The following is a 23,921-nucleotide window of genomic DNA, read 5'->3' on the forward strand; positions in this document are numbered from 1 at the left end:
TCAGTGCTCCAGTTGGGTAAGTTCAGTGGGGGGCAATTGGCTGCCGGCCAAAGGCAGGCGCAAGGTAAAGCAGGTGCCCTGGCCCAGGGTGGAATGCACTTCCATCTGGCCCTTGTGGTTGTTGGTGATGATGAAATACGACACCGACAGGCCTAGCCCGGTGCCCTGGCCGATTTCCTTGGTGGTAAAGAACGGTTCGAACGTGCGTTTGCGCACGTTTTCGCTCATGCCGATGCCGTTGTCTTCCACCTGGATTTCTGCCCACGGCGGGTTGAGGCGGGTGCGCAGGATAATGCGCCCAGGTTCGCTGTCGTCTTCACGCAGGTGAATGGCCTGGGCGGCGTTTTTCAGCAGGTTGAGCAGCACTTGCTCCAGCTCGTTGGCGGTGCCGGGCACCGGGCCCAGTTGCGGATCGAACTGGCGGATGATCGCCTGGCCCTTGAAATCGAAACCGATGGTCAGGTCAAAGTCGTTGCCGGCGATTTCCACGGCCTGGTCGATCAGCGCCGGCAAATCGCAGGGAGCCATCTGGCGATTGCTGCGGCGGCTGAAGCTGAGCATGTGGGTAACGATTTTGGCGGCACGCGCACCGGCCTGCTGAATGCCGTCGAGCAATTGCGGGACTTCACGGCCTTGCAGGTAACGGTTGACCGTCTCCAGCTCGATGCCCACCTGCTCGGCAAGCTCCAGGTTCTTGGGCAGCTCGGGGGACAGGCGCCGGCGAATGTTCTGCACGTTATGCAGGATCGCGCCCAGTGGGTTGTTGATCTCATGGGCCATACCCGCCGCCAGGCCGCCCACGGAGAGCATTTTTTCCGATTGCACCATCATTTCTTCCAGGGACAGGCGCTGGGTGATGTCGTCGATCCGGATTACCACACCGCGCCCGGCGCCGCCCATCAACGGGTAGAACGTCAGCGCGTAATGCTTGGGCTCGTCGTCCTTGATCCAGGTGACTCGCTCGATCCGCTCCACCGTGTGTTGCTCCACAGTCGCCTTGATCTGTGGCAGGGACGGCTTGAGCGGCTGGAAGGGCAGGAACACCGGCTGGTTCAGGGCTTCGTCCAGGCGCGTGCCGGATAGGGCGGTGGCTTCCTGGTTCCACTGGGTGACATAGAGTTGTTCGTCCAGGGCGATCAGCGCCGAGGGCATCGAGTCGATAATGCTGTTCAGGTAATTCTGGAACCCCGTGAGTTTTTTCTCGATCTTGCTGCGTACCTGGACTTCCAGTTCCAGCTTGCGGTTGGTATGCCGGGTTTCTTCGGCCAAACCCTGGGCCTGGTCATACGCGGCCTGGGAGTCGTCGCGTGCGCGTTTGAGCTGCTGCTCGCGGGCTTCGATGCGCGACAACATGGTGTTGAACGCTTCGGCCAGGCTGCCGATTTCATCACGGTTGCCACGCCCGGCGCGTAAAGCGTAGTTCTCCTCGCGCGTCACCTGGCGGGACAGTTCTTCAAGTTCATGAATCGGTCGTGTGATCAGGCGTTTGATTTGCCGGGCGATGACCAGCCACAGCAACACACTGAAAATCAGGATGCCCAGGCTCGCGGTCAGCGTGCCGGTATAGAACGCCACCGGTAGCTCACTGCTGGCCACCAGCAACAAATGCCCCGAAGGCTGGTTGCCGCGGGGCAGGGTGATGATCTGGTTGCTGCGAAATTCGGTGAGGCGCCACGCTTCGATATGCCGGTAGTGGTCTGGCAGGTGCAGGCGGTCGCCGTGCTGCATTTGCGCCAGGCGGTTGCCTTCGCCGTCGTACAGCGCGGCGGCGCGCAAGGGCGAATAGCTGGTCAGCTCATTGAGCAGTGCCTCGGCTTTGGTCGGAGACTCAAGCGCCTCGGCGGCGAGCGAGGGGTTGGACACCAGTCTACCTATAGCCTGCAAGGCCTGGGGGGCCATGCTTTCCTGGGAGATCCAGTAGGCGGCGCTGATAAACGTAAGGTTGGCCACCAGCAATACGGTGGTGAGAAGCACCAGCAGGGCCGCCAGCAGTTTTTGTCCTACTGGTAGATTTTCAAGACGCTGGCGCAGTGGCATCAGGGTTTTCCCAGGTGATAGACAGGTAGGCAGGGTAGCGCGTGCCTCAGTCGCTGGCCAATCCGTGTGCAAGCAAATGCGCCACCAACCGCGTGTGTACCTGTTGCAGGTGCGGCACTGCCAACTGATGGCGGGCCGCGGCCTGGCAAGCGTAGCCCAGCAGGTAACTGATCTCGGTGCGTCGGGCGTTGGCGACGTCCTGGTACATGGAGGAATAGTTGGCGGCGGTGGCCTGGATCACCCGCTGGACTTCGCTGTGCAAGTCCTGTGCAGCCGCAGGCTGGCCACAGCGCTCCAGCAGTTCGGCCAGTTCGGCGCAGAGCGTGGCGACCTCGCAGTGGTGGGCGTTCAAACCGCCGTTGCGGCAGTGGTACAACACGGTCAGTGGGTTGATTGCGCAATTGAGCGCGAGCTTGCGCCATAGGCGCGTCAGGATATCGGTGGCCCATTCATGGGGAATGCCCGCCGCTTGCAAATCATCCAGCCACAGCGGCGGAGTGGGATGGCTCGCTTCCCCCAGCCAGGTGTAGCCATGGCCGGCAAATACCACCCGCCAATCGCCATCGCGAAATGCGCCCTCGGTACTTGAGGCATAGATGCAACGGGCCGACGGTACTTGTGCGGCCACTGCGTCCTGGCTGCCAAGGCCGTTTTGCAGCAGGATCAGTTCGGCGTCGGGTGCTAGTCGATGTTGCAACTGGGCGATAGCGCTTTGGGCATCGTAGGCTTTGCACGCGACCAGCAGGCGATGAATCGGCTCCGGGCAGTCAGGCGTTTCACCGACTACCGGGTAAGTTTGTTCCACACCCTGCTCGACCAGGGTCAGACCTTGGCCGGCTCGATAGTCGGCCAGGCGCGCCTCATTGCGCAGGATCAGCCTGACGGGCACGCCTGCGCGCGCCAGACGCGTGGCCCAGAGGGTGCCCAGGCTGCCGGCGCCAAGAATATGCCAGGGGGTAGACATCAGTGTGTACTCCATAAGGTCGCCAGCGGTGAACGGCGCGAAAGAACCGCTATAATGCCCCGGCATTTTAGCTCGGGCGCGCTCCATCTCTACTGAGCCCGCCCCTTATATTGGAGAAATCACATGCCTTCGTTCGACGTGGTATCTGAACTGGACAAACACGAAGTCACCAACGCCGTCGAGAACGCCGTCAAGGAACTGGACCGTCGCTATGACTTGAAAGGCAAGGGCAGCTTCGAATTCAAGGAAAAGGAACTGACCGTCAACCTGACCGCTGAAGCCGATTTCCAGCTGGAAGCGATGATCGAGATCCTCAAGCTGGCCCTGGTCAAGCGCAAGATCGACGTGCAGTGCCTTGAAGTCAAGGACGCCTACGCTTCCGGCAAGCTGATGAAGCAGGAAGCCGTGCTCAAGGAAGGCATCGACAAGGAACTGGCGAAGAAGATCGTCGCGCACATCAAGGACGCCAAGCTCAAGGTCCAGGCCGCCATCCAGGGCGAGCAGGTTCGCGTTACCGGCAAGAAGCGTGACGACCTGCAAGAGGCCATCGCGGCCCTGCGCGCCAAGACGTTTGACATGCCGCTGCAGTTCAATAACTTCCGCGACTGATGGCACTTTGGGGAACCTGTGGGCACTTTTGGCGTCCCACGCCCCAGCATCATTGCCTACAATTGAGCCCTTCGGGGCTCAATTGCGTTTTCAGGTAGTCAATAGAGCCTTATCGCCGCACAACAGGAGAAAGTAGATGGATTTGAACGCTGAAATGGATCACCTGATCAAGACCTCCCAGTCTTGGATCCCTATGATCATGGAATACGGCAGCCGCGTATTGCTGGCAGTAATCACCCTGGCTATCGGCTGGTGGCTGATCAATGTCTTTACCCACCGAGTAGGGCGCTTGCTGGCCGTGCGCAACGCGGACCTGGCGCTGCAACACTTCGTCACCAGCCTGGCGAACATCGCACTGAAAGTCATGCTGATCGTCAGCGTGGCTTCGATGATCGGTGTGGCAACTACCTCGTTCGTCGCCGCCATCGGTGCTGCAACTTTGGCGATCGGCCTGGCCTTGCAAGGCAGCCTAGCCAATTTCGCCGGTGGTGTGCTGATTCTACTGTTCCGTCCGTTCCGCATCGGTGATTGGATCGAAGCCCAGGGCACCTCGGGTACCGTCGACAGCATCCAGATCTTCCACACCGTCATCCGCACCGGTGACAACAAGACAGTGATCGTGCCGAACGGCATCCTGTCCAACGGGATCATCACCAACACCAACCGCCAGCCGACCCGCAAGGTTGTGTTCGACGTAGGGGTGGACTACGAGGCAGACCTGCAGAAGGCCCGCGAAGTCCTGTTGGAACTGGCCAAAGACCCACGCGTGCTGGCAGACCCTGAGCCTGTGGCCGTGGTTTCGACCTTGGGCGATAGCTCCATCACCGTCTCCCTGCGTTGCTGGACCAACACGCCGGATTATTGGGACGTGATGTTCATGCTCAATGAACTGGCACGTGACCGTTTGAAAGCAGCAGGGATTGATATTCCGTTCCCACAACGGGTTATTCGCGTGATGCAGGAAAGTGCGCCGAAATAACTTGGCGTGATGCTATCGAAGTTGGCCGATAGGTCAGCTTTGACAAACTAGTTACTTAGCTTGCTAGTTGTTTTGCGGGATGAAATAAAACTGCAATAAAAAAGCCGCTCCCTGTTTAAACAGAGGAGCGGCTTTTTGTTTAAGGCCGAAGCCTCAAGCCATCGTTGTAATTAAACCGGCAATTACAAGATGTTCAGCGGGTAGTTGGCGATCAGACGCAGCTCGTCGATCGATGGCGAACCGTAGTACACGCCATCACCGGAACGGTAAGTCGCTTGACGCAGACGCAGGCTCAGGTTTTTTGCCGGGCCGCTCTGGATCACGTACTTGGCTTCGATGTCGCGTTCCCACTCTTTGCCGTTCGAGGTGGTGCCGGTGTTGGCGCCGCTACCGGTGACGTAACGGGTCATGAAGCTCAGGCCCGGAATGCCGAAGGTCGCCATGTTGATGTCATAACGCGCCTGGTAGGACTTTTCACCTTCGGCGTTGAAGTCGGAACGGGCGATGGAGTTGGCCAGGAACACAGTGCCGCCGCCGTCTACGCCGTAACCGTAGTCGCCGTCACCGGTGACTTTCTGGGCTGCCAGGGTGAAGGTGTGAGCACCGATGGTGTACGCGCCCTGCAAGCTGAAGGCGCGGTTGTCGAGCTTGGTCACGCCATCTTTCTCTGCGCGTTGCAGGCCGGCGCCGTCGCTCTTGGTGTCGTAGATGTTGAAGTCCAGGGCGAACGACTGATCATCGCTCAGGGCGTGGGTCCAGTTCAGGTTGCTGTAGTACTTGCGGAAGTAATCTTCGGTTTTCGCGTAGTACAGGCTGCCGGTGACTTCTGGAGTGAAGGCATACACACCGCCGACGAAGTCGGTTTTGGTCAGGCCCAGGCTGTCGTGGTAGGTCTGGTTCTGCGCGACGCTGGAAGTGAAGTGACCGCCTTCAAGCTTCAGGCCTTTGATTTCGTTGCTGGTGATCGAGATGCCTTGTGGCAGCTCTGGCAGCAGGCGGCTGTCATCGGAGGCAAACACTGGGGCTGTGGTGTATTGGTCACCGACTTTCAGCACAGTGTTGGAGATGCGGAACTTGACCGCGCCGCCGCCTTTGGAATAGTCATCTTGCGAACGACCGTCGGAACCGGTTGGGAACAGGCCGGTGCCGGCGCGGCCCTTGCCGCTGTCGAGCTTGACGCCCATCAGGCCGATCACGTCAACACCGACACCAATGGTGCCCTGGGTGAAGCCCGACTCGTACAGGGCATTGAAGCCCAGGCCGGTTTCTTCAGCTCGGCTTTTACGCTTGCCGTTGACGGTGCTGTAACCGCCCCCTGGCTCATTACGGAAGTCACGGCTGAAGTACAGCGCGCGAGTATTGATGCTGAACGTGCTGTCTTCAACAAAGCCCTTGGAATCGTCCTGGGCGGACGCCATTGCGAACTGCGAGGTGCCTGCTGAAACAGCCAGGGCGATCATGCTCCACTTCATCACGCGCATCGTGATTTGCTCCTTTGGTTTTAGGAAGAGTACTGCCGTCCCACCTGTATTTTTATCTGGGCGGCTCTTTCTTTTTGTGTCGGCGCAAAGTTATCTCACGCAGACCCTATTGACGATACTTACTCAACTATCCTTTCAGCTTCTTTACGAGGCTGTCGTAAATCGCTAGATCCATGTCGCAAATTCACAGCCAGAAATGTATCCAGGCTGACAACTTCAATGCTGTTTTCAGACTTCTTCCAAAGTTTGAACGCTTCCCTGATACACATTGAAACGCCACTGTTTTTATCGCGAAACACCTGTGTCCAAACGGGTGCCGTTGCCGACGATATGGGGGTGAATGCAACAAGCGTGCTCAAACCGCTGACCGAATGTCATTTTTTCGTGAAAAGTGTGATGAACCTGTAAAAACCGCATAAGCACGGGGGGGTTACGCCATTTGGGTTGGGCTTGACGCCGGGGTGTTACCCCGGTTCGGTGGTACCTGAATCCTGTACCTGGGTAAAACGTTACCGGTTGACCCTTATCAGTGGGTAATCGGCGGATCCCTTTGAGGCACAGGTGGGTCATTTTGGTGCATCCCGTTAAGGCCCGGCCTAGCGTTGCTCACCTGGGTCACTGCCTCTAAAGGGTGCATTTTTTTGCCCGGTTGCCTCAAGGCCGCCAGCATTGCCCGTGAAGCCTTGGGCATTCGAAGGTATGCTGGGCACCTGTTACTGACCTGCCGAACGGAGTGCCCACGTGTTCGCCTTAGATCAACGCCTGCAACAAGATACCTTGGCCATTGGGGACTTCCCGCTCTGTCGCCTGCTGCTGTCCAATGACGCCAATTACCCCTGGTTCATTCTGGTGCCGCGCATCGAAGGTATCAGCGAAGTGTTTCAACTGGATGTCGCAGATCAACAAACCTTGTGGCAAGAAACGACGGCCCTGGCGCAGATGCTTAACGAGGGGCTGGCGGCCGACAAGATGAACATCGGCGCGCTGGGTAACGTGGTCAGCCAGTTGCATGTGCATGTGATTGTGCGCAAGCGCGATGATGCCGCCTGGCCAGCCCCGGTGTGGGGCAAGCACCAGGCCCGGCCCTATACCGAAGAGCAGGTGGCCGCCATTCGCAGCCGACTGCGTGAGCTATTGCCTGCCGACTTCATCTTTACCCAGGACTGAACCATGGACCTGCAAGAACGCGTCACCGACCTGGAGAGCCGCCTGGCCTTCCAGGACGACACCATTGAAACCCTCAATGACATCCTGGTTGCCCAGCAGCGGGCCGTCGAACGCCTGCAATTGCAGATGACTGCACTGCTCAAGCGCCAGGAAGAAATGGGCGGGCAGTTCGAGTCATCCGAAGAAGAAGCGCCGCCACCCCACTATTGAATGCGCACGCAATAAAAAAACCGCGACCCAGCCAAGGCTGGATCGCGGTTTTTTTTTGCTGCGAGGGCTGTGGAATCAGCGACGCGGCAGGGCAGCGATGACGTCTTCAGCTTGCAGGCCCTTGTCACGGTTCATCACCGAGAACTCCACGCGCTGGCCTTCGACCAGGACGCGATGGCCTTCGCCACGAATGGCTCGGAAGTGGACGAAGATATCGTCGCCCGAATCGCGGGAAATGAAGCCGAAGCCCTTGGAGGTGTTGAACCACTTGACGGTCCCGGTATCCCGGTTGGTCATGTCATAGTTTTGCGACGCGGCCGCTGGAGACGAGCGGTAGAAGCTGATGGCCAGGTGAAGAACGATGGCGACCACAGCAATCACCAGGCTGAGCAGGATGGCCGGATGGCCCCCGACTTCAGGCATGGGCGCCAGGAGGGTAAGGGTTTGTACGACAACAGTCAGCACCAGCAGCGCACTGACCAGGTTTTGCAGTTGATGACGCGTGCCTTTGTTCCAGTAAGGGATTACCGGTGCGAGCGTCAGGTTAAGAAGGCCGAACAAGGCCAGGTACAGGGCGTCGTGTTGTTCCAGGTAGGGCAGGCTTTCAGGCTGCAGGCTCGGAATAAAGGACAGCAGCAACGCTGCAACGCCCGTTAGCAGGTGGACGATTTTCAACATTTTGGTTAACTCACGTTAAGACGGATCACAAGGAAGAGCTGACTGGCACGGTTCGCTTCTGAACAATGGGAGGCGTTGAGCACGTGCGCGGGTATCAGCCTATGTGACGTGCCGCAGGAATAAACGGCAGCCACACCGCGTCTATTTAACAGCAAAGGCTGTGCCTACTCAAATCAAGCATTTCGGGGTATTGCCACGGCCGCGGCATTTCTGCGTCAAACGCTTGTCCTAGACAGGTGCGGGATTTTTTCAGTGGCGGCCTAGATCCTTCCTACAGGTAAACAGGCTTGCAAGATCAGATCCCGCAGGCGGTGCGGGGCGATTTGCCGCATGCCACCCGAGTGTGTCGGGCTGCACGTGGCGCACTCTCTTGCTAGAGTGGAGCTGCACCTGATCAATGAATGCTCGTCAATTGAAGGGGAAACACATGGCAATCGATATTGGTATCAGTGAAGAAGACCGTAAATCCATCGTCGACGGACTTTCCCGCCTGCTCTCCGATACCTATGTTCTGTATCTGAAGACCCACAATTTCCATTGGAACGTTACAGGCCCCATGTTTCGTACGCTGCACCTGATGTTCGAAGAGCAGTACAACGAGCTGGCGCTGGCAGTGGACTCCATTGCCGAGCGTATCCGTGCCCTGGGCTTCCCGGCGCCGGGTGCCTTTTCGATTTCCGCCCGCCTGTCTTCCATCAAGGAAGAAGAGGGTGTGCCGAGCGCCGAAGAGATGATCAAGCAGTTGGTCGCCGGCCAGGAAGCGGTCACGCGTACCGCGCGGGGCATCTTCCCATTGCTCGACAAAGTCAGTGATGAGCCGACGGCGGACCTTTTGACCCAGCGTATGCAGGTTCACGAGAAAACCGCGTGGATGCTGCGCTCCCTGCTCGAAAACCAGTAATTGTCGAACCCTGGCGGCGCCTTTTGGGCGCCGCCTGCTGGTTTCCCTGCGCTTCCTGGCGTTGTCCTACGACTAACAACTCCCCGTCTTCTGGCTGCTCTGTGCTGGCTGCTGTTTTATAGGCCCATCGTCCAATGGGAGAAACCTGTTGGCTGCTGTTTGGCAATGGAGTGTCAGGTGTATGTCACGTGGAGTGGGTAAGGGAGTGATGGAAACCTGTGGTTTTCACAAGATAAAGGTCGACCCTTTTGCCAAGGGTTTTGATATGGGGCTGGCCAAGCCACTGTCCCGGTCGGTCAGGCTCAATGGGTTTTCTACCTGCCTGCGGCTTGAACAGATCTATTGGAACATCCTGACGGAAATCGCCAGGCTCAATACCTGTTCGGTCAGTGCATTGTTGTCCTATGTCGATCGGGAAGTGCATTTGCGTTACGGAGGCGTGAAGAACTTCAGTGGGCTGGTGAGGGTGGTGTGCGTGGTCCATGTGCTCAAAGGGCGGAGCGCCCTCACGTCCGCGGACACGCTCGCGCAGTAGTCCGGTGGTCGGCCCGTCATCCCGGCGGGCCGGGCCCTGGGCACAAAGCCGGCTGCGCTGTGTTGATTTACCAGATATAATCCCGCGCTTTGCTGCGCATGCCGGGCTTTATGCACAGGGCAGGGCGTGGCGCTGTAACGATCTGATCGCCGAGACATCCCCATGCCCATGTACGACTATCAATGCGCTTCCTGTGGTCATCAGTTGGAAGCCATTCAGAAGATCAGCGCCGCGCCGCTGGTCGATTGCCCTGCCTGCCAGGCACCTGAGTTGAAGAAGATGTTGTCCATGCCGGGCTTCCGCCTGAGCGGCAGCGGCTGGTACGAGACTGATTTCAAGACCGGCGCCAAGAAGAACCTGGCGGGCGGCGACAAAGCAGACTGAGTTGAACTCTACGCGCAGGCTCCTGCATTATCCGTCCCCTGCTTAACTGTACGGTGACGAGGCAGGCCTGCCACCGAATTTCGAATTACGAGAAGTGAAACCACGACCATGATGCGCAGCCACTATTGCGGCCAACTGAACGAGACCCTGGAAGGTCAGGAAATCACCCTTTGCGGATGGGTTCACCGTCGCCGCGACCACGGCGGGGTGATCTTCCTCGACATCCGTGACCGTGATGGTCTGGCCCAGGTGGTGTTCGACCCGGACCGCGCCGAGAGTTTCGCCGCCGCCGACCGCGTGCGCAGCGAATATGTGGTGAAGATCACCGGCAAGGTACGCCTGCGTCCGGCCGGTGCCGTGAACAAGAACATGGCGTCCGGCGGCATCGAAGTGCTGGGCTATGAGCTGGAAGTGCTGAACGAGTCGGAAACCCCGCCGTTCCCACTCAACGAATACTCCGACGTGGGCGAAGAAACCCGCCTGCGCTACCGCTTCCTGGACCTGCGTCGTCCGGAAATGGCCGAGAAGCTGCGCCTGCGCTCGCGCATGACCACCAGCATTCGCCGCTTCCTCGACGAAAACGGCTTCCTCGACGTCGAAACGCCGATCCTCACCCGGGCCACCCCGGAAGGCGCGCGCGACTACCTGGTGCCTAGCCGTACCCACGCCGGCAGCTTCTTCGCCTTGCCGCAATCGCCGCAGCTGTTCAAGCAACTGCTGATGGTGGCCGGCTTCGACCGTTACTACCAGATCGCCAAGTGCTTCCGTGACGAAGACCTGCGCGCTGACCGCCAGCCGGAATTCACCCAGATCGATATCGAGACCAGCTTCCTCGATGAAAAAGAGATCATGGGCCTGACCGAGCAGATGATCCGCAACCTGTTCAAGGAAGTGCTGGACCTGGAGTTCGGCGAATTCCCGCACATGACCTTCGAAGAAGCCATGCGCCGCTACGGTTCCGACAAGCCAGACCTGCGTAACCCGCTGGAACTGGTGGACGTGGCCGACCAGCTCAAGGACGTCGACTTCAAGGTGTTCAGCGGCCCGGCCAACGACCCGAAATGCCGTATCGCCGCCCTGCGCGTGCCTGGCGGCGCGAGCATGCCGCGCAAGCAGATCGACGACTACACCAAGTTCGTCGGCATCTACGGCGCCAAGGGCCTGGCGTACATCAAGGTCAACGAACGCGCCAACGGCGTCGATGGCCTGCAATCGCCGATCGTGAAAAACATCCCTGAGGCCAACCTGAACGTGATCCTTGATCGCGTCGGTGCGGTTGACGGCGACATCGTGTTCTTCGGCGCCGACAAGGCCAAGATCGTCAGCGAGGCCCTGGGCGCGCTGCGTATCAAGCTCGGTCACGACCTTAACCTGCTGACCTGCGAATGGGCACCGATGTGGGTCGTCGACTTCCCGATGTTCGAAGAGAACGACGACGGCAGCTTCAGCGCGTTGCACCACCCGTTCACCGCGCCTAAGTGCTCCCCGCAAGAGCTGGAAGCCAACCCTGCAGGCGCGCTGTCCCGTGCCTACGACATGGTGTTGAACGGTACTGAACTGGGTGGCGGCTCGATCCGTATCCACCGCAAAGAGATGCAACAAGCGGTCTTCCGCCTGCTGGGCATCAACGAAGCGGAACAGGAAGAGAAGTTCGGCTTCCTGCTCGACGCCCTGAAATACGGTGCGCCGCCGCACGGTGGCCTGGCGTTCGGCCTGGACCGTCTGGTGATGCTGATGACCGGCGCCCAGTCGATCCGTGAAGTGATCGCCTTCCCGAAAACCCAGAGCGCTGCGGACGTCATGACCCAGGCGCCGGGTGTGGTGGATGCCAAGGCACTGCGCGAACTGCACATCCGCCTGCGCGAGACGCCGAAGGCTGAGTAAGGCTGCTGCGTGAAAGCGCGATAAGGTAGCAGGCAGTCAAAAAGGCGCATCTTCGGATGCGCCTTTGCGTTTAAAAGAGGGAAATCTCGCCTGGGGCGGGATTGATAAGGTTTCTAGAGAATTCGGAGTTGTGTTATGGCTGGCCATTCCAAGTGGGCGAACATCAAGCACCGCAAAGAGCGTCAGGATGCCAAGAAAGGCAAGATCTTCACCAAGTGGATCCGCGAACTGACCGTCGCGGCCCGCCAGGGTGGCGGTGACCCGGGCTCCAACCCGCGTCTGCGCCTGGCGCTGGACAAGGCGCTGGGCGCGAACATGAGCCGCGACATCATTGACCGCGCCGTGGCCCGTGGTGCCGGTGCGGCCGATACCGACGACATGGTCGAGCTGACCTACGAAGGCTACGGCCCGGGCGGCGTGGCGGTGATGGTCGAATGCATGACCGACAACCGCAACCGTACAGCGGCGGCCGTACGTCATGCGTTCAGCAAGTGCGGTGGTAACCTCGGCACGGATGGTTCGGTGGCCTACCTGTTCGAGCGCAAGGGGCAGATCACCTTCGCACCGGGCACCGATGAAGACGCGCTGATGGAAGCCGCGATGGAAGCGGATGCCGATGACGTGGTCACCAACGAAGACGGCTCCATCGATGTGTTTACCTCGTTCGCCAGCTTCTACGCCGTGCGTAATGCCCTGGAAGCCGCTGGTTTCAACGGCACCGACGCGGAGATCGTGATGCTGCCGACCACCAGTGCCGAACTGGACCTGGACGGTGCCCAGAAGGTGCTGAAGCTGCTGGACATGCTTGAAGACCTGGATGATGTGCAGAATGTGTATTCGAATGCCGAGATCCCGGAATCCGTGGCCGAACAGCTTGCCTAAGCACGATGAGACCCGATGTGGGAGCTGGCTTGCCTGCGATAGCATCACCTCGATTTGACAGAAGTACCGAGGTGCCCGTATCGCAGGCAAGCCAGCTCCCACAGGGGTTCTATGCTGTTACACAAATGTGTGCCTGGCACATACCGTTGTAAATCCAACCCGCAGGCGTTATGACTTTAATCCTAGGTATCGACCCCGGTTCGCGCATCACCGGTTTTGGCGTGGTGCAGCAGACCCCACGCGGCTGTGTGTACGTCGCCTCGGGCTGCATCCGCACTGGCGCAGGGGAATTGGCCGAGCGGCTGCAGATCGTCTATCGCGGCGTACGTGAAGTCATCCAGACCTACGGCCCGGTCACCATGGGCATCGAAAAAGTCTTCATGGCCAAGAACGCCGACTCGGCGTTGAAGCTCGGCCAGGCCCGTGGCGCTGCCATCGTGGCGGGTGCCGAGGAGGGTATGGAGATCGCTGAATACACCGCGACCCAGGTCAAGCAGGCTGTGGTCGGTACCGGTGGTGCCAACAAGGAGCAGGTGCAGATGATGGTGATGCACATGCTCAAGCTCACGTCAAAACCACAGATCGACGCCTCCGACGCCCTGGCCATCGCCATTTGCCATGCCCATACCCGCTCCAGCCTGTTGCCTCACGGCTTGGGCGCAGCACGTAGTCGTGGCGGGCGCCTGCGTCTCTGATAGCATCAGCGCAATCGTTATTTTTGCGGTCAGGCCCCGATCTGACCCCCCAAAGCTTTAAGGATCTGAACCGTGATTGGACGCTTGCGCGGCACCCTGGCTGAGAAACAGCCGCCGCACCTGATTCTGGATGTGAATGGGTTGGGTTATGAGCTTGAAGTGCCCATGACCACCCTGTATCGCCTGCCGTCGGTCGGCGAGCCGATAACCTTGCACACGCATTTAGTGGTGCGCGAAGACGCGCAACTACTCTATGGTTTCATCGGCAAGCGCGACCGCGATTTCTTCCGCGAGCTGATTCGTCTCAATGGCGTGGGGCCCAAATTGGCCCTGGCCTTGATGTCGAGCCTGGAAGTGGATGAGTTGGTGCGTGCTGTATCGGCCCAGGACACCTCGGCCCTGACCAAGGTGCCGGGGGTGGGCAAGAAGACCGCCGAACGCTTGTTGGTCGAGCTCAAGGACCGCTTCAAAGCCTGGGAAGTGGTGCCGAGCATGTTCGCCCTGGTACCGAACCAGCCGGATATGCCGGCTGGCCAGGTCGCCAGTGCCGAAAGCGATGCCGTCAGTGCGCTGATCTCCCTGGGCTACAAGCCTCAGGAGGCCAGCAAGGCGGTATCGGCCATCAAGGACAAGAACCTGAGCAGCGAAGACATGATCCGCCGTGCCCTGAAGGGAATGATTTAAGTGATTGAAGCCGATCGTCTGATCGCGGCCACCGGCCCGCGTGACCGTGAAGAAGTCCAGGACCGGGCCATCCGCCCCCTGAGCCTGGCCGAATACATCGGTCAGCCCACCGTGCGCGAGCAGATGGAGCTGTTTATCCAGGCCGCGCGCGGGCGCAGTGAGTCCCTGGACCACACCCTGATCTTCGGCCCGCCGGGGTTGGGCAAGACCACCCTGGCCAATATCATCGCCCAGGAAATGGGCGTGTCGATCAAGTCCACCTCCGGCCCGGTGCTGGAGCGGCCGGGTGACCTGGCAGCGCTGCTGACCAATCTTGAACCCCACGACGTGCTGTTTATCGACGAAATCCATCGCTTGTCGCCAATTGTCGAAGAAGTGCTGTACCCGGCCATGGAAGATTTCCAGCTCGACATCATGATCGGCGAAGGCCCTGCGGCCCGTTCGATCAAGCTCGACCTGCCGCCGTTTACACTGGTGGGCGCCACCACCCGCGCGGGCATGTTGACCAACCCGCTGCGAGACCGTTTCGGCATTGTTCAACGTCTAGAGTTCTATAGCACCGCCGATCTGGCGACCATTGTCAGCCGGTCGGCGAGTATCCTTGGCTTGCCCTTGGACCCGGAAGGCGCCTTTGAGATCGCTCGACGCGCTCGCGGTACGCCACGAATTGCCAACCGTTTGCTGCGCCGCGTGCGCGACTTTGCCGAGGTGCGTGCCAAGGGCCACATCACCAAGGCGGTGGCGGACCTGGCTTTGAACCTGCTGGATGTGGACGAGCATGGCTTTGATCATCAGGATCGACGTCTACTTTTGACCATGATCGAGAAATTCGACGGTGGCCCGGTCGGCGTGGACAGCCTGGCGGCGGCTATCAGTGAAGAGCGCCATACCATTGAGGACGTGCTGGAGCCGTACCTGATCCAGCAAGGCTATATCATGCGTACACCACGGGGCAGAGTGGTGACGCGCCATGCCTATTTGCACTTTGGGCTAAACATTCCGTCACGATTGGGCGAGATGCCCGTGGTAGACGAATTCCTCGATGCGGTAGACGATTAAAAAATTGTAGGAGCGAGCTTGCTTGCGAAAAACGCCAACGATAACGCGATATGTCTGGTTATACGCGGCGTGCTCAGGTTCTTCGCGAGCAAGCTCGCTCCTACAGGGTATTTGTCATGTGGGGTGATTTATCCGAGCTTTGTGCTGTCCCAGTGTCTGGCGTCGTCATTTGAGTCACTGCAAAAGCGTTCAGGAATGAAAAAACAGTTGTCCAGCCGGATTGGCAACCTGAGGAGTAAGCACTAGAGTATGCGCGCGCAAAACGGGGATCAGTCGTTCGCACATCGCTGTCGCGTTTATTACGAGGACACCGATGCCGGCGGCATCGTGTATTACGTCAACTACCTGAAATTCATGGAGCGGGCTCGAACCGAGCGGCTACGGGAGCTGGGCTTTGCCCAATCCACGCTGGCAGGGGAGGACCTGTTATTCGTCGTGCATTCCAGCGAGGCGCGTTACCACGCACCGGCGCGACTGGACGATGAATTGCTGGTCAGTGCCGAAGTCATTGAATTGAACCGTGCCAGCCTGCGTTTCAAACAGCAGGTCAGGCGGGCCACGGATGCAACGCTGCTCTGTGAGGGGCAGTTCCTGGTGGCGTGTGTGCGCACCAACAGCTTGAAACCTCGGGCCATTCCCGAAACTCTACGCGCGGCCTTTGCCGCCGTGAGCGGCGCGGGTCAACAATCAAAGCAGGAGATTTAGCGTGGAACCTACCGTCGTCGACCATTCCTCCATGTGGAGCCTGGTCAGCAATGCCAGTGTTGTGGTTCAACTGGTCATGCTGACCCTGGTAGCCGCATCGGTTACCTCTTGGGTCATGATTTTTCAGCGCAGCAACATGTTGCGCGCCGGTCGACGTGCCCTGGAGAGCTTTGAAGAGCGCTTCTGGTCGGGTATCGACCTGTCCAAGCTGTACCGCCAGGCCGGCAGCAACCCGGACCCGGACTCCGGCGTCGAGCAGATCTTCCGTGCCGGCTTCAAGGAATTCTCCCGTCTGCGCCAGCAGCCTGGCGTCGACCCGGAAGCGGTGATGGAAGGCGTGGCCCGTGCCATGCGCGTGGCCATCTCCCGCGAAGAAGAGAAGCTTGAGCAGGGCCTGCCGTTCCTCGCCACCGTGGGTTCCGTCAGCCCGTACATCGGCCTGTTCGGTACCGTATGGGGCATCATGAACTCCTTCCGCGGCCTGGCCCAGGCGCAGCAAGCCACACTGGCCACCGTGGCCCCGGGTATTGCCGAAGCCCTGATCGCCACCGCGATCGGCCTGTTCGCCGCTATCCCCGCAGTAATCGCCTACAACCGTTTTGCCGCAACCAGCGAAACCTTGATCGGCCGTTACTACACCTTCGCCGATGAATTCCAGGCGATCCTGCACCGTAAAGTGCACACCAGCGAAGAATAAGCAGGTAATTCCCAATGGCTTTAATCGCTCGAGCTCGCAAAAAGCGCAAGCCGGTCGCCGAGATGAACGTAGTGCCTTACATCGACGTGATGCTGGTGCTGCTGGTGATCTTCATGGTGACCGCGCCGATGCTCAACCAGGGCGTGAAGGTTGATCTGCCCAAGGTTTCCAGTGAAGCCTTGCCGCAGGACAACAACACGCAGGTCCTGACCATTTCGATCAAGGCTGACAAGACCTATTACTGGAACCTTGGCAGCGAAGTCGACACGCAAAAGCAGCAGGACAAGGCCCTGACCTTGCCGGCCATGACCGATGCGGTGACCAAGATCATTCGCTCCGGCAACGAAGGCGGCAAGCACACCCAGGTGTTTATCCGGGGTGACAAATCGGTCGACTACGGCTCCGTCATGGGCGCTATGGGCGGGCTGCAGAAGGCCGGCGTCGGTAACGTTGGCTTGATTACCGAGGCGCCCTGATGCAGCAACAGCGAGAGCCGTCCGCCTCGGAAAGCTACTTCTGGCCTGGCGTGTGGGCAATTGCCCTGCACGTCCTGGTGTTCGGCATGCTGTTTGTCAGCTTTGCCATGACCCCGGACCTGCCGCCAGCCAAACCGATCGTGCAGGCGACCCTGTATCAGCTGAAATCGAAAAGCCAGGCTACCACCCAGACCAATCAGAAGATTGCGGGTGAGGCCCAGAAGTCGGCCGCGCGCCAGACTGAAGTCGAGCAGATGGAACAGAAGAAGGTCGAGCAGGAAGCGGTGAAGGCTGCTGCGGAACAAAAGAAAGAAGAGGCGGCTCAAAAGGCCGAGGAATCGAAAAAGGCTGACGAAGCCAAGAAGGCCGACGAGGCGAAAAAGGCTGATGAAGCCAAGAAAGCCGAGAAAGCTGCCGAAGCGAAAAAGGCCGAAGAGAAACAATTGGCTGATATAGCCAAGAAGAAATCGGAAGAAGAAGCCAAGAAGGCTGCCGAAGAAGAGGCCAAGAAAAAGGCCGCTGAAGAAGCCAAGAAAAAGATAGTCGAAGACGCGAAGAAGAAAGCCGCCGAAGACGCCAAGAAAAAAGCTGAAGCAGACGAGGCGAAGAAGAAAGTCGCCGACGAAGCGAAGAAGAAAGCTGCCGCCGACGCCTCCAAGAAGAAGGCCCAGGAAGCAGCACGCAAATCCGCCGAAGAGAAAAAGGCCCAGGCCCTGGCAGATTTGCTTTCCGACACGCCGCAGCGTCAGCAAGCCTTGGCCGATGAGCGTGGCGATGAAGTCGCGGGCAGTTTCGACGACCTGATTCGGGCGCGGGCAGCGGAAGGCTGGACACGTCCACCTTCGGCACGTAAAGGCATGACAGTAGTGCTGCAGATCGGCATGTTGCCGGACGGTACGGTGACTTCGGTCAGCGTGGCCAAGTCCAGTGGTGACGGTTCGTTCGACAGTTCGGCGGTTGCAGCGGTCAAGAATATTGGCCGGTTGACCGAGATGCAGGGAATGAAACCAAGTGACTTCGCTCCCTATCGTTCATTCAAGATGACATTCACACCTGAGGATCTAGCCTTGTGAGAAACCTTCTTCGAGGAATGCTTGTCGTTATTTGCTGTATGGCAGGGATAGCGGCGGCGGATGAAAAGAACATCCTGGTAACCAGCGGCAGTGATCGGGCCACCCCGATTGCAGTCGTGCCGTTCGGTTGGCAGGGCGGCAGCGTGCTGCCGGACGACATGGCCCAGATCGTCAGCGACGACCTGCGTAACTCCGGTTACTACGCGCCGATTCCAAAAGGCAACATGATCAGCCAGCCAACCCAGGCCAGCGAAGTCATCTTCCGTGACTGGAAGGCGGTCGGTGCCCAGTACCTGATGGTCGGCAGCATCACGCCAGCCGGCGGTCGCCTGCAGATCCAGTACACATTGTTCAACGTGGCCACCGAGCAGCAGGTATTGACCGGCAGCGTATCGGGTACCGCCGAGCAACTGCGCGACATGGCTCACTACATCTCGGACCAGTCGTTTGAAAAACTCACCGGTATCAAGGGGGCGTTCTCGACGCGCCTGCTGTATGTGACGGCTGAGCGTTTCTCTGTAGACAATACCCGCTACACCCTGCAGCGTTCGGACTACGACGGTGCACGTGCAGTGACCTTGCTGCAGTCCCGTGAGCCAATCCTGTCGCCGCGCTTCGCGCCGGACGGCAAGCGTATTGCCTACGTATCGTTCGAACAGCGTCGTCCGCGCATCTTTGTGCAGCACATCGATACTGGCCGTCGTGAGCAGATCACCAACTTCGAAGGCCTCAACGGTGCGCCAGCCTGGTCGCCGGACGGTTCGCGCCTGGCTTTCGTGCTGTCCAAGGACGGCAATCCGGACATCTACGTGATGAACATGGCCTCGCGTCAGCTCTCGCGTGTGACCAGCGGCCCGGGCATCAACACCGAACCGTTCTGGGGTAAGGATGGTTCGACCATCTACTTCACCTCCGACCGTGGCGGCAAGCCTCAGGTCTACAAGGCAAATGTCAACGGCGGCGGTGCGGAACGTGTGACCTTTATTGGTAACTACAACGCCAACCCCAAGCTTTCGGCCGATGAAAAGACGTTGGTGATGATTCACCGTCAGGATGGTTTCACTAATTTCCGGGTTGCGGCCCAGGATTTGCAGCGCGGAACCGTAAAAATCCTTACAGATACCAACCTTGATGAGTCAGCCACTGTTGCGCCCAACGGCACCATGGTAATCTACGCCACCCGCCAGCAGGGCCGGGGAGTCTTGATGCTCGTGTCCATCAATGGACGCGTAAGGCTCCCACTTCCTACCGCACAAGGCGAAGTCAGAGAACCATCCTGGTCCCCTTACCTGAACTGACGCGGCGCTACAAAAAGAAGTACTTAACACACTGGGGTTCATTAGGAGTTTCACGATGGAAATGCTGAAGTTTGGTAAGTTTGCTGCTCTGGCTCTGGCTCTGTCCGTAGCCGTTGGTTGCTCCTCTAAAGGCGGCGACAATGCCGGTGAAGGCGCAGCTGTTGATCCAAACGCTGGTTACGGCGCCAACACTGGTGCGGTCGACGGCTCCCTGAGCGAAGAAGCTGCTCTGCGCGCTATCACCACTTTCTACTTCGAATACGACAGTTCGGACCTGAAGCCAGAAGCCATGCGCGCTCTGGACGTTCACGCCAAGGACCTGAAAGCTAACGGCGCTCGCGTTGTTCTGGAAGGTAACACTGACGCCCGTGGTACTCGTGAGTACAACATGGCACTGGGCGAGCGTCGTGCGAAAGCCGTTCAGCGCTACCTGGTACTGCAAGGTGTTGCTCCAGGCCAACTGGAACTGGTTTCCTACGGTAAAGAGCGTCCAGTTGCAACTGGCAACGACGAACAGTCGTGGGCTCAGAACCGTCGCGTCGAACTGCGTAAGTAATTCGTCATGCGAACGTGCCGTCGTGCTCTAACTGTATTGGCTCTCAGCTTCGCACCGCTTGCGGTGTGGGCTGCGGTTCCTGTAACGGATAGCAACTCAGGCTATAACAATAGCGGGAGCAGTTATCCGCCAGCAGGTTATGGCACGAACGGCGCCTATGCGGGGGGAGCGGCTACGTCCGCTCCCTCGGCACAGGGCGAGCTGTTCAACCAGCTGCAACGCATGCAGGATCAATTGGCCCAGCAACAAGGCGCCATTGAAGTTCTGCAGAACCAGGTGAACCAGCTCAAGCAAGAAGGCCTGGAGCGTTACCAGGATCTTGATCGTCGTATTGGAGCCGGTGTTGCACCTGCCGCTACTCCTGATAATTCTGCTGCCGGTGGCGCGCCAAGCGCTGCTGCCGGTGGCGCAGCAGCGGGGGCCGCAGCTGCTGCCCCTGCTGCCAGCAGTGAACCGGGTGATCCGGCGAAGGAAAAACTGTATTACGATGCAGCCTTCGACCTGATCAAGGCCAAGGATTTCGATAAGGCCAGCCAGGCCTTTACCGCTTTCCTGCGCAAGTACCCCAACAGCCAGTACGCGGGCAATGCCCAGTACTGGTTGGGTGAGGTCAACCTGGCAAAGGGTGATTTGCAGGGGGCTGGCCAGGCTTTTGCCAAGGTCAGCCAGCTGTACCCCAAGCACGCCAAGGTTCCGGATTCGCTGTATAAACTCGCTGACGTAGAACGCCGCCTGGGTCATACCGACAAGGTCAAAGGCATTCTGCAGCAGGTGGTTGCCCAGTACCCGGGTACCTCCGCGGCGCAGTTGGCCCAGCGGGACCTGCAACGCTTGTAAGCAATGCAGTCCGTTTAGAAGAAACCCGCGCTTGTCGCGGGTTTTTTCGTTAGAATCCACGCCCTTTTATGAAACACGCTTCCTGGGGTTGACGCGTTGGCGCAATCCCTTGAAGTGCCTGACGGAGGCGGACAGCCTGTTTAGCTGTTACGCCCGTGGCGACTATGCAAGACACATTACGTATTACCGAAGTCTTTTACTCGTTACAGGGTGAAACGCGCACCGCTGGCCTGCCCACCGTATTTGTACGGCTCACCGGCTGCCCATTGCGTTGCCAATACTGCGACAGCGCCTACGCCTTCAGCGGCGGCACCGTGCGCACCCTCGACGACATCCTGGAACAGGTTGCCGGCTACCGGCCGCGCTACGTCTGTGTGACGGGCGGCGAGCCATTGGCGCAACCCAATGCCATCCCGTTGCTCAAGCGCCTGTGTGATGCCGGCTACGAGGTCTCACTGGAGACCAGCGGCGCCCTGGACATCTCTGCGGTCGACCCGCGAGTCAGCCGAGTGGTCGACCTCAAGACCCCCGACTCCAAGGAAGCACACCGCAACCGCTACGAGAACATGGACTTGCTGACGGCCAACGATCAGGTCAAGTTCGTCATCTGTTCCCGTGACGATTATGACTGGGCTACCTCCAAGCTAATCCAATACGGCCTCGAGCGCCGTGCGGGCGAGGTACTGTTCTCGCCCAGCCATCACGACCTGAATGCCCGCGACCTGGCGGACTGGGTAGTGGCGGACAACCTGCCGGTGCGCCTGCAATTGCAGCTGCATAAGTACCTGTGGAACGACGAGCCGGGGCGCTGATCCGACGGCTGCAAGAGACGTTCTGCCCACCGAATTACCGTTCAAATGCGTTTTTTCTGATTTATTTCAAATAAGGTGTTGAATAATCCTTAGAAATCAGTATTATACGCGCCACCACACAGCGGGTCGTTAGCTCAGTTGGTAGAGCAGTTGGCTTTTAACCAATTGGTCGTAGGTTCGAATCCCACACGACCCACCATTTTTGGCGGTTTAGAAAATCCGGAAGGCCCACGCAAGTGAGGATTTCCGGGTTTTTTTTTGCCTGTAATTTGGCCTGGCCGAGTCGACCTTGGGTCAGCGGCTGCTCAGATTCCCGTTGTCGTCCAGACATTCCTTAAATCAATCAAATACTCATACGCGGACCGGTGTTGGCCGAATAGTCCGATCGTTTGTGTGTGTTCAATGTGTATCAAATCTGATACCGCTGGTCGGAAAATTTTTCAAGATTTCAGCCGATATTTATTTATTTTTAATTTTTACGTTAAAAATCATAATGTTAGTTGTTTGTAGGAAATTTCCTAAAGTTTAGTCAGTTTATTGGCGCGTCATTCCCACGATGTTAGTTTGCCATCCTTCGTCACGCGATGGATCGAACATGTCTGCCTCACTGCCACGGACTCGGTATTCACTGAGCATTGCCCTGCTTGCCTGCCTCGTTTCCCACAGCGTGATGGCGGCAACCCTGCCGGGGGATCAGGACCTGATCCGCGAGCGGCAAAACCGCCTGCTGGAAGACCAACAGCGCCGCCTTGAGCAGCTCAAGGAACTGCCTGGCAAAGAGGCCCGGCCCGAAGCGCCGGTAGCCCCGGTGGACAGCCGTTGCTTCCCGATCCAAACCATTGAACTCCAGGGTGCCGACCACCTGCCTGCCGCTGAACGCGAGCGTCTACTCAAACCGTACGCCGGTCAGTGCCTGGGCGTTGCACAACTCAACGCCCTGCTCAAAGACATCACCAACTACTACATCGACAAGGGCCTGGTGACCAGCCGCGCCTATTTGCCGCAGCAGGATATGTCCAAAGGGCATCTGCAAGTCCTGGTAGTGGAGGGCAAGCTTGAAGGCCTGAAAGGCGCCGACACCGGCAAGCTGTCGGACCGCGAACTGGCCATGGCTTTTCCCGGCAAAAGCGGCGAGATCTTGAACCTGCGGGAAATCGAGCAGGCCGTCGATCAACTCAACCGTTTGCCGTCCAATCAAGCCCAAATGGAGCTGGCCCCGGGCGATGCCGTGGGCGGCAGCTCGGTGTTGGTCAAAAACAACCCGCAAAAGCCGTGGCGTGCCAGCCTGTCGCGTAACAATGATGGCCAGAAAAGCACCGGCGAGCAGCAGTGGGGTACCGGCTTTGAATGGGACAGCCCGCTGGGCCTGGCCGATCAGCTGATTCTGCGCGGCGGCCATGACGCCGTCAGCGACCACCAGAAAACCTCCAAGAACGCGATGCTCTACTACAACGTGCCCTGGGGCTGGTGGAACTTCAGCTACAGCTACAACCAGAGCGACTACCGTTCGGTGGTCCAGGGCGATGGTTTTGACTTCAAGCAAACCGGCGACAGTGAAAACCATCAGTTGCGCGCTGAGCGGGTGATCCACCGTGATGCCGTGAGCAAAACCTCGCTCAACGTCGGCCTGTCCCACCTGCGTACCAACAATTACATCGAAGACAGCCGCTTGGCCGTCAGCAGCAATCGGCTCAGCGAGTTGCAGTGGGGTATCAACCACGGTCGGCGAGTTGGCAGTGCTTTTGTCAACATTGACCTCGGTATGCAGGACGGCATTGGTTTGCTTGATGCCCAGGCCCAACATGAGCGCGATCAGAATGGCAATCGACTGGCCAACTCCCGCTACCGCAAATACACCGCCACCGTCAGCTACCTGCAACCCTTCACGCTGTGGGGCGAGTCGTTCAGTTTCACCAGCCTGGCCACCGGCCAACGCAGTGAAGACGTGCTGTTCAGCCCCCAGCGCATGAGCCTCGGCGGCTCGGCGTCGATACGCGGCTACAAGGACCAGCAACTGACCGGCGACAGCGGCGGCTACTGGCGCAACGACCTGCGCTGGAGCCGCCCGGTGACGCTCGACTGGCTGCGCCCGGTGTTCGGTGAATACGGCGCCAGTGTCGGTTACGACCAAGGCGTGATCCGCAACGGTCGCTACAACGGCGAAGTGCACGGCCGCGTCTCGAGTAACTCACTTGAGCTGTTCGCCCGCGGTAAATACCTCAGCACCAGCGTGACCTTTGCCCACTCCCTGGAACGACCGGCCGCGCTGCTTGAACGCGAAGCGCCGATCTACTTCCGCCTGGATTTCTTCCTGTAAT

At 58.9% G+C, this 23,921-nt stretch carries 25 protein-coding genes and 1 tRNA gene; 22 read left to right on the forward strand and 4 right to left on the reverse strand.

All coding sequences use genetic code 11. From position 1 onward, the window contains the following. Together CER19_RS07320 and CER19_RS07325 are read right to left on the reverse strand one after the other, a co-directional pair. On the reverse strand, positions 1-2,037 hold the full coding sequence (locus CER19_RS07320; protein WP_116665949.1) for a PAS domain-containing sensor histidine kinase: 2,037 nt from the start codon (positions 2,035-2,037) through the stop codon (positions 1-3). 46 nt (positions 2,038-2,083) lie between these two features. Then, a complete protein-coding gene (locus CER19_RS07325) occupies positions 2,084-3,001 on the reverse strand; it encodes a putative 2-dehydropantoate 2-reductase (protein ID WP_116665976.1) in 918 nt (305 codons plus the stop codon). Positions 3,002-3,124: 123 nt separating this feature from the next. Between CER19_RS07325 and CER19_RS07330 the strand changes: the two genes are divergently transcribed. Further along, positions 3,125-3,610 (forward strand): YajQ family cyclic di-GMP-binding protein, encoded by a 486-nt coding sequence (locus CER19_RS07330; protein WP_003193880.1) that lies wholly within the window; start codon positions 3,125-3,127, stop codon positions 3,608-3,610. 136 nt (positions 3,611-3,746) lie between these two features. After that, positions 3,747-4,589, forward strand: a complete 843-nt coding sequence (locus tag CER19_RS07335) for a mechanosensitive ion channel family protein (RefSeq protein WP_116665950.1) — start codon at positions 3,747-3,749, stop codon at positions 4,587-4,589. A gap of 182 nt (positions 4,590-4,771) precedes the next feature. Here the strand turns inward: CER19_RS07335 and CER19_RS07340 are convergent, their stop codons facing one another. After that, positions 4,772-6,070: an OprD family porin gene (locus CER19_RS07340; RefSeq protein ID WP_116665951.1), complete on the reverse strand. Its 1,299-nt coding sequence runs from the start codon at positions 6,068-6,070 to the stop codon at positions 4,772-4,774. Positions 6,071-6,811: 741 nt separating this feature from the next. On the opposite strand from CER19_RS07340, the gene CER19_RS07350 reads away from it, so the two are divergent. Both CER19_RS07350 and CER19_RS07355 read left to right on the forward strand, forming a co-directional pair. Further along, the gene (locus tag CER19_RS07350; protein ID WP_116665953.1) at positions 6,812-7,237 is read left to right on the forward strand and encodes an HIT domain-containing protein; all 426 of its coding nucleotides are present in this window, start codon (positions 6,812-6,814) and stop codon (positions 7,235-7,237) included. A 3-nt stretch (positions 7,238-7,240) separates the two neighbouring features. Next, entirely contained in the window at positions 7,241-7,447 is a 207-nt protein-coding gene (locus tag CER19_RS07355) for a SlyX family protein (protein WP_003193876.1), read from the forward strand. Positions 7,448-7,522: 75 nt separating this feature from the next. On the opposite strand, the gene CER19_RS29280 is transcribed toward CER19_RS07355, so the two are convergent. Beyond that, positions 7,523-8,125, reverse strand: coding sequence for a cold-shock protein (locus tag CER19_RS29280; RefSeq protein ID WP_003193875.1), 603 nt, complete (start codon positions 8,123-8,125; stop codon positions 7,523-7,525). Positions 8,126-8,552: 427 nt separating this feature from the next. On the opposite strand from CER19_RS29280, the gene CER19_RS07365 reads away from it, so the two are divergent. The 18 genes from CER19_RS07365 (at position 8,553) to CER19_RS07455 (ending at position 23,920) form a co-directional block, all read left to right on the forward strand. Next, a complete protein-coding gene (locus CER19_RS07365) occupies positions 8,553-9,026 on the forward strand; it encodes a Dps family protein (RefSeq protein WP_116665954.1) in 474 nt (157 codons plus the stop codon). A gap of 181 nt (positions 9,027-9,207) precedes the next feature. Then, positions 9,208-9,561, forward strand: coding sequence for a ribbon-helix-helix domain-containing protein (locus CER19_RS07370; protein ID WP_116665955.1), 354 nt, complete (start codon positions 9,208-9,210; stop codon positions 9,559-9,561). A 162-nt stretch (positions 9,562-9,723) separates the two neighbouring features. Continuing rightward, a complete protein-coding gene (locus CER19_RS07375; RefSeq protein ID WP_003193872.1) occupies positions 9,724-9,945 on the forward strand; it encodes an FmdB family zinc ribbon protein in 222 nt (73 codons plus the stop codon). A 108-nt stretch (positions 9,946-10,053) separates the two neighbouring features. Continuing rightward, entirely contained in the window at positions 10,054-11,829 is a 1,776-nt protein-coding gene (gene aspS, locus CER19_RS07380; RefSeq protein WP_073522935.1) for an aspartate--tRNA ligase, read from the forward strand. 135 nt (positions 11,830-11,964) lie between these two features. Next, a complete protein-coding gene (locus CER19_RS07385) occupies positions 11,965-12,711 on the forward strand; it encodes a YebC/PmpR family DNA-binding transcriptional regulator (protein WP_116665956.1) in 747 nt (248 codons plus the stop codon). A gap of 170 nt (positions 12,712-12,881) precedes the next feature. Then, a complete protein-coding gene (ruvC, locus tag CER19_RS07390; RefSeq protein ID WP_019821257.1) occupies positions 12,882-13,406 on the forward strand; it encodes a crossover junction endodeoxyribonuclease RuvC in 525 nt (174 codons plus the stop codon). Between the two features lie 72 nt (positions 13,407-13,478). Further along, complete coding sequence (gene ruvA, locus CER19_RS07395; RefSeq protein WP_003175802.1) at positions 13,479-14,090, forward strand: Holliday junction branch migration protein RuvA; 612 nt, start codon at positions 13,479-13,481, stop codon at positions 14,088-14,090. Further along, a complete protein-coding gene (gene ruvB, locus CER19_RS07400) occupies positions 14,091-15,149 on the forward strand; it encodes a Holliday junction branch migration DNA helicase RuvB (RefSeq protein WP_003193867.1) in 1,059 nt (352 codons plus the stop codon). Between the two features lie 249 nt (positions 15,150-15,398). Then, positions 15,399-15,854, forward strand: coding sequence for a tol-pal system-associated acyl-CoA thioesterase (gene ybgC / locus CER19_RS07410; protein ID WP_005790903.1), 456 nt, complete (start codon positions 15,399-15,401; stop codon positions 15,852-15,854). A 1-nt stretch (position 15,855) separates the two neighbouring features. Further along, positions 15,856-16,551, forward strand: a complete 696-nt coding sequence (tolQ, locus tag CER19_RS07415; protein WP_003193865.1) for a protein TolQ — start codon at positions 15,856-15,858, stop codon at positions 16,549-16,551. A gap of 23 nt (positions 16,552-16,574) precedes the next feature. Next, complete coding sequence (gene tolR / locus CER19_RS07420) at positions 16,575-17,027, forward strand: protein TolR (RefSeq protein ID WP_161793227.1); 453 nt, start codon at positions 16,575-16,577, stop codon at positions 17,025-17,027. Further along, positions 17,027-18,100, forward strand: coding sequence for a cell envelope integrity protein TolA (tolA, locus tag CER19_RS07425; RefSeq protein ID WP_003193863.1), 1,074 nt, complete (start codon positions 17,027-17,029; stop codon positions 18,098-18,100). The genes tolR and tolA overlap by 1 nt, the downstream gene beginning before the upstream one ends. A gap of 17 nt (positions 18,101-18,117) precedes the next feature. Continuing rightward, positions 18,118-19,398: a Tol-Pal system beta propeller repeat protein TolB gene (gene tolB, locus CER19_RS07430; RefSeq protein ID WP_032874245.1), complete on the forward strand. Its 1,281-nt coding sequence runs from the start codon at positions 18,118-18,120 to the stop codon at positions 19,396-19,398. A gap of 55 nt (positions 19,399-19,453) precedes the next feature. After that, complete coding sequence (pal, locus tag CER19_RS07435) at positions 19,454-19,954, forward strand: peptidoglycan-associated lipoprotein Pal (RefSeq protein WP_003193861.1); 501 nt, start codon at positions 19,454-19,456, stop codon at positions 19,952-19,954. A 6-nt stretch (positions 19,955-19,960) separates the two neighbouring features. Next, a complete protein-coding gene (gene ybgF / locus CER19_RS07440) occupies positions 19,961-20,791 on the forward strand; it encodes a tol-pal system protein YbgF (protein WP_014719713.1) in 831 nt (276 codons plus the stop codon). Positions 20,792-20,955: 164 nt separating this feature from the next. Beyond that, positions 20,956-21,603, forward strand: coding sequence for a 7-carboxy-7-deazaguanine synthase QueE (gene queE, locus CER19_RS07445; protein WP_116665958.1), 648 nt, complete (start codon positions 20,956-20,958; stop codon positions 21,601-21,603). A 123-nt stretch (positions 21,604-21,726) separates the two neighbouring features. Further along, positions 21,727-21,802, forward strand: a tRNA-Lys gene (locus CER19_RS07450). Positions 21,803-22,198: 396 nt separating this feature from the next. Beyond that, positions 22,199-23,920: a ShlB/FhaC/HecB family hemolysin secretion/activation protein gene (locus tag CER19_RS07455; RefSeq protein ID WP_116665959.1), complete on the forward strand. Its 1,722-nt coding sequence runs from the start codon at positions 22,199-22,201 to the stop codon at positions 23,918-23,920. Position 23,921 lies beyond the last annotated feature (1 nt).

The sequence above is a fragment of the Pseudomonas sp. GL93 genome (genome assembly GCF_003408955.1).
Classification (GTDB): domain Bacteria; phylum Pseudomonadota; class Gammaproteobacteria; order Pseudomonadales; family Pseudomonadaceae; genus Aquipseudomonas; species Aquipseudomonas paracarnis.

Bases quoted from the DNA above. Each gene is read 5' to 3' on its own strand.
- CER19_RS07320 (WP_116665949.1), bottom strand. From the start codon at position 2,037: ATGCCACTGCGCCAGCGTCTTGAAAATCTACCAGTAGGACAAAAACTG.
- CER19_RS07325 (WP_116665976.1), bottom strand. From the start codon at position 3,001: ATGTCTACCCCCTGGCATATTCTTGGCGCCGGCAGCCTGGGCACCCTC.
- CER19_RS07330 (WP_003193880.1), top strand. From the start codon at position 3,125: ATGCCTTCGTTCGACGTGGTATCTGAACTGGACAAACACGAAGTCACC.
- CER19_RS07335 (WP_116665950.1), top strand. From the start codon at position 3,747: ATGGATTTGAACGCTGAAATGGATCACCTGATCAAGACCTCCCAGTCT.
- CER19_RS07340 (WP_116665951.1), bottom strand. From the start codon at position 6,070: ATGCGCGTGATGAAGTGGAGCATGATCGCCCTGGCTGTTTCAGCAGGC.
- CER19_RS07355 (WP_003193876.1), top strand. From the start codon at position 7,241: ATGGACCTGCAAGAACGCGTCACCGACCTGGAGAGCCGCCTGGCCTTC.
- CER19_RS29280 (WP_003193875.1), bottom strand. From the start codon at position 8,125: ATGTTGAAAATCGTCCACCTGCTAACGGGCGTTGCAGCGTTGCTGCTG.
- CER19_RS07365 (WP_116665954.1), top strand. From the start codon at position 8,553: ATGGCAATCGATATTGGTATCAGTGAAGAAGACCGTAAATCCATCGTC.
- CER19_RS07370 (WP_116665955.1), top strand. From the start codon at position 9,208: ATGTCACGTGGAGTGGGTAAGGGAGTGATGGAAACCTGTGGTTTTCAC.
- CER19_RS07375 (WP_003193872.1), top strand. From the start codon at position 9,724: ATGCCCATGTACGACTATCAATGCGCTTCCTGTGGTCATCAGTTGGAA.
- aspS (WP_073522935.1), top strand. From the start codon at position 10,054: ATGATGCGCAGCCACTATTGCGGCCAACTGAACGAGACCCTGGAAGGT.
- CER19_RS07385 (WP_116665956.1), top strand. From the start codon at position 11,965: ATGGCTGGCCATTCCAAGTGGGCGAACATCAAGCACCGCAAAGAGCGT.
- ruvC (WP_019821257.1), top strand. From the start codon at position 12,882: ATGACTTTAATCCTAGGTATCGACCCCGGTTCGCGCATCACCGGTTTT.
- ybgC (WP_005790903.1), top strand. From the start codon at position 15,399: ATGCGCGCGCAAAACGGGGATCAGTCGTTCGCACATCGCTGTCGCGTT.
- tolA (WP_003193863.1), top strand. From the start codon at position 17,027: ATGCAGCAACAGCGAGAGCCGTCCGCCTCGGAAAGCTACTTCTGGCCT.
- tolB (WP_032874245.1), top strand. From the start codon at position 18,118: ATGCTTGTCGTTATTTGCTGTATGGCAGGGATAGCGGCGGCGGATGAA.
- pal (WP_003193861.1), top strand. From the start codon at position 19,454: ATGGAAATGCTGAAGTTTGGTAAGTTTGCTGCTCTGGCTCTGGCTCTG.
- ybgF (WP_014719713.1), top strand. From the start codon at position 19,961: ATGCGAACGTGCCGTCGTGCTCTAACTGTATTGGCTCTCAGCTTCGCA.
- queE (WP_116665958.1), top strand. From the start codon at position 20,956: ATGCAAGACACATTACGTATTACCGAAGTCTTTTACTCGTTACAGGGT.
- CER19_RS07455 (WP_116665959.1), top strand. From the start codon at position 22,199: ATGTCTGCCTCACTGCCACGGACTCGGTATTCACTGAGCATTGCCCTG.